This window comes from Campylobacter sp. BCW_6465, assembly GCF_001762815.1.
GTDB lineage: Bacteria > Campylobacterota > Campylobacteria > Campylobacterales > Campylobacteraceae > Campylobacter_D > Campylobacter_D jejuni.
Genome location: NZ_MJXN01000057.1, coordinates 1 through 2,763 on the forward strand (window position 1 = coordinate 1; position 2,763 = coordinate 2,763).

Sequence of the window (2,763 nt, forward strand, 5' to 3'; positions counted from 1 at the left end):
TGTTAAATACTTCGTTTAAAATTAAATTAACATCATTTTCCTTAGTATTAAAGCTTTGATTATTTAGATTATCTTGTAAGGAAATTTCTTTATTTAAATAGTCTTGGATATCTTTTATTTTTTCATTTCTTTTTTCTTTTAAAGTATTGATAGATTTATAAAGCTTTTTTCTAGTATCAAGATAGGTATCATTGAGCTTTTCTTTATCTAGGATGAAGATTTTTGTGAAAGTAGAATTATAGCCTATAACACTGCTATTTAAAAAAGTTTCATTATTTTCTTTATAAAATACATATTCTTTGCAAACATAAAGAGCTCTTAAAAGTGAAATATCAGATTCGATATTAATCTCATCTATATCTTTTAAATCTAAATGTTTTATATAAAAATTCTTATCTTTTTGCATTAGATTAAAAATAGCACTAACAAGACTTTTTGTTTTTTTCGTATGATGATAGTTTAGTTCATAAAGAAAAGTATTTAACATTAATATCCCTGAAAATCTCTAAAAAATTCTTCCCATCCATAAAAAAAATGTAATGACGGCTCATCATCTTTAATTCTAGATTGTTTTAACAATTCTTCACATATATCTTCTATAGAAATTAAAACAAGAATCCATTTTAAAATAGTGGCTTTTTTAGCAAAACCAAAAACACTTTCTGCAGATTTTTTTGAACCATCAAATTTAAAATTAAGTTGCAACTTAAAATAATCTAATTTCAAAGCTATAATTTCATTAGGCTTTATATGCGTTCCAAACTTTTGAAATATTTCTTCAGAGTCATCTAAATCAATGGTGTATATTTTGTAAATTTCTGCATTTAGCAGCTTTGAAAATTCTTCATTCCCTTTTAATAAATTTTCTATTAAGTTTTTAAATCCTCGCGCTTGGATTGGAGTTAGTGTATAAACGCTATTATAATCTAATTCTTTGAATATCACACTAAAATCCAAAGGAGCGTTTTGTATTTGTAAATAAAGCTGAGTTGTATTTTTTTGACTCTTTATATTGTTGGGAAACAATTCTTTAACCTCATAAGGAGTATCTTCCTTAAAAGCTATAGAATTATCTTTTAAAATAATATTATTTTTAAGCTCTTGTGTTATTGGAATCAGCTTAATATTTTTTAGATTAGCATCAAAGATATTAAAATTGTATCCCAAAATTTCAATTCCATCATCAAATTTATTTCCTATATAATTTGTATATTTTGTATATTCATTTTCATATACTCCCATGGCATTATAGGTGTATAAAGCTTTAACACTTTGTGGAAAAGACAAAACAAAAAGCTGTGCCAAATATCCACCAAAACAATGTCCAGTAACAATAAGTTTATCATTACCTAAAAAATGCCTGACTTTATCATCGTAAAATTTTAATAATTGCAAATAATATTCCAGAGGAACTTGAGATCTGAAAATTTGTGCACCGGCTTTTATACTATCCCAAAAAGAAAAACTAAATTGAAAAATATCTATACCTCTAAATGCAAGAATTAATTCATTATCTTTAGTATCTTTAAAAAGCGTAGCAGAAAAGCTTGTATCATCATCTTGAATAAAGGCTAATACTTCATAGCGATTTATAAATTCATTAGCATTATCTTCATCAAAACTAATATTATAAGTATCAAACACAAGCATAGAACTTTGGGTTATGGCTTGGAAGTATGTGGGAGAATTAATGTTATTTTCTTTTAACATTTCTATATCCTGTTTTGTATAATATTGTGTTTGATTTTTCAACCCCCATTTTTTATCTTCTTTTCCAAACATACCCTCATTTAAACCTGTAGAATAACTAGCCCAGCACATTCTAGCATATTTATAAAGTTTCATATATTTGGCTTGTTTTTCATACATTAGTAGCCTCTTTTTTCTTGTAATTCTTTATATTTTTGAATATCATAGCATATCATTTTTCTTTTGTATTTAGCAAACATACCTATGTCAAGCCAAGAGTATGTATTGTCTATTTTATATTCTTGTATTGTATTTTTGCCGTCCTTATAGTACCATAAAATAATAATTTTTTTTATTCTAAAATCTACATATTGCTCTGTTATGTTGAATAAAATATCCTTGTTTATTTTTTTATAATTATCCCAAAGACTTATAATATTTTTTGCATCATAAATAACCGCCTTAGAATCAGCCTTCTCACACAAACTCTCAAATTCTTTAAAACTACTTTGCCATTCAAGAGGTACAAAAGAGTATCCAAACCAAAGAAGCATGAATAATGGATAAGGTAAAAATAAATAAAACTTTTTAATTTTTTTATCAATATTAAAAATTTTAAAGACAAGATAAAAGACAAGCTTTAAAAATAAATATACCCATATAGTAGAAAGTATAAACAAGCTAATCCATCCAAAGAAAGGAAAAGGGAAAAAGGTTAAAAGAGTTAAATAAGTAATATTATAAAAAGTTAAGATGACAAGAAAAAGATAAAATAAAGCTTGTTTTATATTTTTAAAGAATTGTTTTTTTAAATCATTTGAATTTTCTTTATTGTTAAAATAATGATAGAGCTTGTTTTTCATATATTTTTATCCTATATTACTTTGATTATTATCTTTAGTATCTTCAAACAAAGTAGCACTAAAGCCACTTGTAGTGTTGGGCTGATGTTTTAAAAGTTTAAATCTATTTACAAAATCAATAGTTCTTTTACTCAGTGCATCATTTAACCCTACCCTACTAATATCATTATCCAATGTTATTTCTTTACTATCAAAACAAGTATTTATAAGA

General features: G+C 24.9%; 3 protein-coding genes and 1 pseudogene. All 4 read right to left on the bottom strand.

Going from position 1 to position 2,763, the window contains the following annotated elements; genetic code table 11:
• A partial coding sequence (locus tag AJ886_RS03760) for a hypothetical protein (protein ID WP_261662467.1) occupies positions 1-487 on the bottom strand: 487 nt, incomplete at its 3' end.
• The gene (locus AJ886_RS03765; RefSeq protein WP_002834818.1) at positions 487-1,869 is read right to left on the bottom strand and encodes a hypothetical protein; all 1,383 of its coding nucleotides are present in this window, start codon (positions 1,867-1,869) and stop codon (positions 487-489) included. The genes AJ886_RS03765 and AJ886_RS03760, both read right to left, overlap by 1 nt.
• Complete coding sequence (locus AJ886_RS03770) at positions 1,869-2,552, bottom strand: hypothetical protein (RefSeq protein ID WP_002819291.1); 684 nt, start codon at positions 2,550-2,552, stop codon at positions 1,869-1,871. Before AJ886_RS03770 ends, AJ886_RS03765 begins: the two co-directional genes overlap by 1 nt.
• 6 nt (positions 2,553-2,558) lie before the next feature.
• Positions 2,559-2,763: pseudogene (locus AJ886_RS10470) on the bottom strand (lipase); the annotation flags it as partial.

Excerpts from the sequence above, each read along its gene's own strand:
- AJ886_RS03765 (WP_002834818.1), bottom strand. The coding sequence starts at position 1,869 with ATGTATGAAAAACAAGCCAAATATATGAAACTTTATAAATATGCTAGA.
- AJ886_RS03770 (WP_002819291.1), bottom strand. The coding sequence starts at position 2,552 with ATGAAAAACAAGCTCTATCATTATTTTAACAATAAAGAAAATTCAAAT.